At 65.6% G+C, this 5,013-nt stretch carries 7 protein-coding genes; all 7 read right to left on the reverse strand.

The annotated features are described in order from the left end of the window. Positions 1-265 (reverse strand): 2-phospho-L-lactate transferase CofD family protein (locus tag FVW20_RS07320; protein ID WP_196608916.1); only part of this gene is annotated, 265 nt, incomplete at its 3' end. Between the two features lie 139 nt (positions 266-404). Beyond that, the gene (locus tag FVW20_RS07325; RefSeq protein ID WP_196608917.1) at positions 405-677 is read right to left on the reverse strand and encodes a hypothetical protein; all 273 of its coding nucleotides are present in this window, start codon (positions 675-677) and stop codon (positions 405-407) included. Positions 678-851: 174 nt separating this feature from the next. Continuing rightward, positions 852-1,532 (reverse strand): phosphate signaling complex protein PhoU, encoded by a 681-nt coding sequence (gene phoU / locus FVW20_RS07330; RefSeq protein WP_196608918.1) that lies wholly within the window; start codon positions 1,530-1,532, stop codon positions 852-854. A 331-nt stretch (positions 1,533-1,863) separates the two neighbouring features. Next, positions 1,864-2,631: a phosphate ABC transporter ATP-binding protein PstB gene (gene pstB / locus FVW20_RS07335; RefSeq protein WP_196608919.1), complete on the reverse strand. Its 768-nt coding sequence runs from the start codon at positions 2,629-2,631 to the stop codon at positions 1,864-1,866. Between the two features lie 249 nt (positions 2,632-2,880). Further along, entirely contained in the window at positions 2,881-3,573 is a 693-nt protein-coding gene (locus FVW20_RS07340; protein WP_196608920.1) for a response regulator, read from the reverse strand. Positions 3,574-3,903: 330 nt separating this feature from the next. Beyond that, the gene (locus FVW20_RS07345; RefSeq protein WP_167123783.1) at positions 3,904-4,509 is read right to left on the reverse strand and encodes a 3'-5' exonuclease; all 606 of its coding nucleotides are present in this window, start codon (positions 4,507-4,509) and stop codon (positions 3,904-3,906) included. Between the two features lie 250 nt (positions 4,510-4,759). Next, on the reverse strand, positions 4,760-5,013 hold a 254-nt coding region (locus tag FVW20_RS07350; protein WP_504739148.1), incomplete at its 5' end, for a 4Fe-4S dicluster domain-containing protein.

Genomic DNA, 5,013 nt, shown 5'->3' on the forward strand with positions numbered 1-5,013 from the left:
ACAGGGCCACCAGGGGCGGCGTGGCCACGGCGGGGTCGGCCAGGGCCAGCAGGCGGTTGCGCAGGTCGCCCACGGCGGGCATGCGGATATAGCGCCGCAGCACCGCCGTGCTGCCGCCGGAATCGAACGGGGTGACCAGATGCACGGAATTGTGCGTCCGGCCCGTCAGGGCATGGCTGAGCGACTTCAGCGCCGTGCCCCCGGTAAAGAAGACGATGCGCGGACCATGCGCGGCATCACCGGTCATGGCGCCCCTGTCTGGCATATCACCATTCGGTGCGCCGCAATCCGGGCGGTCGCCGGGCACGTGACTGCCACAGCGGACAGAGCAGGCGGAGCGGCCAGAGTGGCCGGTGCGGTCGGGGTGATCGGCAGAGCCGCCACCCCCTGCCGCCGCGGGACGGCTAATCATCATCCCCGTCACTGTCATCGGCATCGCTGCCCGCGTCACCCACCTCGCCGGGCCGCTTGGGGAACTTCACCTTCACGCGGGCGCGCAGTTTGTCCCCGGTGCGCTTCAGCGAAATACCGACGCTCTCGAAGCCGTCGGTCTCAATGGAACGGCCTTCCAGGGTGATCACGCCGTCGGCCATCTGCTCGCCGATGCGGCGCACAAGGTCGGGGGCTTCTTCCGGCGTTACGGAAAACTGTACGGTACGCTTGCCGTATTGGGTCATCGGGTCTCCGGGGCGGGTGCCGCAGGTGCGGGCCGCAAGGGTGTACGGGATGTGTCGCCACTTTCCGGCAATCCGGCGGGCAACGGGGCGACAGCATACCGCAGCCGCCCACGAATGCAAAGCGGGGCCGCCCTTGGGCAGCCCCGCCATGTCGATGGAGTACGTTGCCGCGCGCTAGCTGCACGCGCCGCCGGAATTGATCTGGAAGCTGTGCTTGATGTTCAGCCCTTCGACGATGAACATCACCGTTTCGCCCACGTTGGTGGACAGGTCGCCCACCCGTTCCAGGCTGCGCGAAACCAGAATGGTGTGCACCGCGCGTTCCACGGCGGGGCTTTCGCGGCTCATGTAGTCCATGAGTTCGCGCAGCACCTGCATGTCCAGCTGGTTGCAGTGCTTGTCCAGCACGCGCAGTTCGCGGGCCAGCCCGGCGTCGCTTTCGCGGAAGGACATGACCGCCTTGCGGAACATGTCCACGGCATGGGTGCCCAGTTCGTTCAGGCTGGGCATTTCCGGCAACGGCGGCCGGGATGCCAGGAACATGGCCGCCTCGGCGATGTTCACGGCCTCGTCGCCCACCCGCTCCAGATACATGCTGGCCCGCATGATGGCCACGATGATGCGCAGGTCCACGGCCATGGGCTGGTCCAGGGCCAGCAGCCGGAAGCTGAGTTCGTCGATCTCGCACTCTATGGTGTTGATCAGCTTGTCGCCTGCGATGACCGAGCGCGCGGCATCGGCGTCTCGGTGCTGCAAGGCGCGCACGGCGGTTTCGATGGCCGTCTGCGAATGCGCGGCCATTTCCAGAACCTTCAGGCGAAGTTTCTGCAATTGCTGGTGAAAATGCGTTTCCACAGAAATCTCCTGGGGGGAGTTGTCAAGGCAGGATTTTTGTTCGGCGGCAAAGGGCACCAGCCCGTCAGGGGGGAGTATGCCTCAGCCGTCGGCGAGTCTTCGAGCCTTACGGATGAGGGCCGCAACGTGTTCTTGCTGCATTCGACCGAGCCTTGGCCGCCAGGCGAGCGCGTAACGCGAGTCTTACTGGCAAGGACAGCAAAGTTCTGTCAGACGAAGTTCGACCGCACTGCGCACCATGTCCGGAAGGTTCGCAATCTCGCCGACGGACACGCTTTGCGCCATTCGGGCCGGTCAGCCCCCGGACGAAAGGACAATCCGCGAACTCTCCCTACCCGAACCGACCGGTAATGTAGTCTTCGGTCTGCTTGTTGCGCGGTCTGGTGAACATCATTTCCGTCGCACCCCACTCCACCAGTTTCCCCATGTAGAAGAAGGCCGTCAGGTCGGAGACGCGGGCCGCCTGCTGCATGCTGTGGGTCACGATGATGATGGTGTAGTCCTTCTTCAGGATGTGGATGAGTTCCTCGATCTTCTGGGTGGCGATGGGATCCAGCGCGGATGCGGGTTCGTCCATCAGCAGCACTTCCGGCTCCACGGCCAGGGCCCGCGCGATGCACAGGCGCTGCTGCTGGCCGCCGGAAAGGCCCAGCCCCGACTCGTTCAGGCGGTCCTTCACCTCGTCCCACAGGGCGGCGTGGCGCAGGCTCTGCTCCACCTTTTCGGCGATGTATTCCTTGTCGCGCACGCCGTTGACGCGCAGCCCGTAGGCCACGTTCTCGAAGATGGACTTGGGGAAGGGGTTGGGCTTCTGGAACACCATGCCCACGCGGCGGCGCAGTTCCACCACGTCCAGTCGGGCGTCGTGGATGTTCATGCCGTCAAGGCATATCTCGCCGTCCACGCGCGAGATGGGGATGAGGTCGTTCATGCGGTTCAGGCACCGCAAAAAGGTGCTCTTGCCGCAACCCGAAGGCCCGATGAGCGCGGTGACCTGGTTGCGTTCGAATTCCAGGTTGATGTCGTGCAGCGCCTGAAAGTCGCCGTAGTAGAAATTCAGCGACGCCGCGTGCATCTTCACGTTCTTGCTGTCTGGCATGTCTCGTTCCCGGCGGCGCGTGGCGCGCCGCGCGTTGGGGGCATTGGGGCGTTGGCGAAAGTGGGGCATGCCACCGGTGAGGGCGGTGTGCCCGTGCCGGGGCGGTCCGTCGATGCCGGGGCGGTCCGTCGATGCCGGGGCGGTCCGTCGATGCCGGGGCGGTCCGTCGATGCCGCGATGCAGCGGGGCATCGCGGGCGTGTCATGCATGACCGCCCTGCGGATCATGACCGCCGCCCTGATTCCGGGGCTACTGTTCCTTGAAGCGGTATCCCACGCCCCGGATGGTTTCGATCATGGCCGCGTAGCCGCCGATCTTCTGGCGCAGCCTGCGCACGTGGGTATCCACCGTGCGGGCGTAGCCTTCGAACTCATAGCCCCACACCGTGTTCAGCAACTGGTCGCGGGTGCGCACGCGGCCCCTGTTGCGCACCAGTTCCGCCAGCAGGCGGAATTCGGTGGCTGTCAGGGCGGCTTCCTCACCGTCCACCTCCACCCGGTGCGCATCAAGGTCCAGGGCCAGCCCGTCGATCTGCCACTGCGAACGCTGGGGGTTTTCGGCCACACCCTGCGCGCGCTTGAGCACGGCACGGATGCGCAGCACCAGTTCGCGCGGGCTGAAGGGCTTGACCACGTAGTCGTCGGCGCCCAGTTCCAGCCCCACGATGCGGTCCACTTCCTCGCCGCGCGCGGTGAGCATGATCACCGGCACGTCTTCCGTTTCCGGCAGGCGCTTCAGTTCTCGGCACACGTCAAGGCCGCTCATGCCGGGCAGCATCAGGTCCAGCAGGACCAGCGCGGGCTTTTGCCGCAGCGCGATGTCCAGGCCTTCGCGCCCTGTGGCGGCCGTGCGCACCTCGAACCCGGCGGATTCGAAGGTGAAGGTCAGCAACTGAAGGATGTCCTCGTCGTCTTCCACCACCAGAATGCGCTCTTTCGTCATGTGGTTCTCCTTGGCGCTTTCCTGCCCGAGAAGATGTGCGTTGCCGGTGACGGATGCGTGGTTGCACCGTTACAAGAATGTGACATTTTTCCCCGGAACTGCCAAGGCGACAGGAATTACCGGGGCATGCCGTCACGACGCAACCACGACATGCCGCACATTGGTGACGACGGCGTGACAACGGCGACGGAACGGAGAAGAGGCGAAAAAACGAAACGCGCGCCACCATGCCATGCAGGGAGGCGCGCGGTAAATGCGGCGCAGGGAAGCAGCAAGAGGGGCTGACCGGGAAAACGGCCTGTCAGGCCAGCGGGAGGGCAGCCTGACCGGCTAGCGGGCGATGAGCCCCAGCCTGCGCATGCGCAGGTGAATCTCGCGGCTGACCCAGGCATCGGTGGCCGCGTACAGCACCTGCTGGGGGGCCAGTTCGCGGTTGCTCCAATTGGAACACTGGGCGCCCTTGGAGATGCGCACTTCCAGAAAGTTGGCGGCAAGGTTGCGCAGGCCGTGCGTCTCAAGCCCCAGGTCGCGCGCCACCTCGCCCAGGTCCACCACGCCCGCGTCGTTGAAGGCGAACAGCTTTTGCAGGTCGCGGATGTCGTCGCGCACGGCCACGCCGGTCTTCACGATGTCTGCGTCGGACAGCACAGAGGCCAGCGCCTCGCCAAAGGGCAGCCAGTTGAGCTGGAACAGGTAGACCACGTCGCTGCACGCAAGCTGCACCAGCGACGGCAGGTTGACCTTGCCCTTGCGGAAGGTGGGTCGGGTTTCGGTGTCGAAGCCCAGCACGTCCTCGTCACGCAGGCGGTCGACGGCATCAGCGAGTTCCTCCTCGCTGCGGACTATGCGGATTTCACCCGCATACCGCTCAAGGGGCAGCTCGTTGATCTCGTCCTTGCTGATCTTACGCCGATACCGTTCGGGAATCTTCTTCATCAGGTGGCACTCGTGAAGGCGCGGTCCACGGAGCCGGAGATGCGAGGGACCGGCGGCGCGGGATGCTGAAAGGGCACGAAGCGCGCGGCGGCTCCGGCGGCGGCATTCATACATGATGGGCCGGATTACGTAAACCCCCGATGGAGCGGCGGCGCACCGGCACGGTGCAGAACATCCGCCGCGCCCGTTTTCATGCATCCTTCTCCCGTGCCCGTCCTCCCCCCGGAAACAGCCGTTGCCTGACACGCCGCTACATGCGGGCCACGTTCAGGAACACCGCGTGCAGCACGGCAGCCAGCACGGAAAAGATGCGCCACGCCGTCGCCGGGGACAAACCCGGCAGGGTCAGCTGCATGGCGCCATGACGGCACACGCCGATGCAGTCGCGGCACAGGGTGCAGGACAGGGCGGGCCGCCCGGCCTCCAGCCGCCACGCATCCAGCGCGTTGTACCGGCATACGGCAAGGCAGGCCCCGCAGCGGGTGCAGCCCGGCCCCAATTTAT

The organism is Nitratidesulfovibrio oxamicus (assembly GCF_015731765.1).
Lineage (GTDB): Bacteria > Desulfobacterota > Desulfovibrionia > Desulfovibrionales > Desulfovibrionaceae > Cupidesulfovibrio > Cupidesulfovibrio oxamicus.

Bases quoted from the DNA above. Each gene is read 5' to 3' on its own strand.
- pstB (WP_196608919.1), bottom strand. From the start codon at position 2,631: ATGCCAGACAGCAAGAACGTGAAGATGCACGCGGCGTCGCTGAATTTC.
- FVW20_RS07325 (WP_196608917.1), bottom strand. From the start codon at position 677: ATGACCCAATACGGCAAGCGTACCGTACAGTTTTCCGTAACGCCGGAA.
- FVW20_RS07340 (WP_196608920.1), bottom strand. From the start codon at position 3,573: ATGACGAAAGAGCGCATTCTGGTGGTGGAAGACGACGAGGACATCCTT.
- FVW20_RS07345 (WP_167123783.1), bottom strand. From the start codon at position 4,509: ATGAAGAAGATTCCCGAACGGTATCGGCGTAAGATCAGCAAGGACGAG.